Source organism: Aeromonas sp. LsrichE-8G (assembly GCF_022869435.1).
In the GTDB taxonomy this organism is placed as follows: domain Bacteria; phylum Pseudomonadota; class Gammaproteobacteria; order Enterobacterales; family Aeromonadaceae; genus Aeromonas; species Aeromonas caviae.
Genome location: NZ_JALIHH010000233.1, coordinates 587 through 964, shown reverse-complemented (window position 1 = coordinate 964; position 378 = coordinate 587). Strand labels below are relative to the sequence as shown.

2 tRNA genes are annotated in these 378 nt (G+C 52.1%); both read left to right on the top strand.

Annotated features, from left to right (window positions below):
• The first annotated feature begins 168 nt into the window (after positions 1-168).
• Positions 169-245, top strand: a tRNA-Ile gene (locus MUW49_RS19685).
• 10 nt (positions 246-255) lie between these two features.
• Positions 256-331, top strand: a tRNA-Ala gene (locus MUW49_RS19680).
• The last annotated feature ends 47 nt before the right edge of the window (positions 332-378 follow it).

Genomic DNA, 378 nt, shown 5'->3' with positions numbered 1-378 from the left:
CCTTCGGGAGGGCGTTTACCACGGTGTGATTCATGACTGGGGTGAAGTCGTAACAAGGTAACCCTAGGGGAACCTGGGGTTGGATCACCTCCTTACCTTAATGATGACGAAGTTGTTGAGTGTTCACACAGATTGCCTTGATTCAAGTTTAGAGACAGTACACGAAGTGGGTCTGTAGCTCAGGTGGTTAGAGCGCACCCCTGATAAGGGTGAGGTCGGTGGTTCGAGTCCACTCAGACCCACCACTTCGATTACGGGGCTATAGCTCAGCTGGGAGAGCGCCTGCTTTGCACGCAGGAGGTCTGCGGTTCGATCCCGCATAGCTCCACCATATCGTACTGTATTTGTCAGAAGACAAAGCCATGAGTTGAACATCTC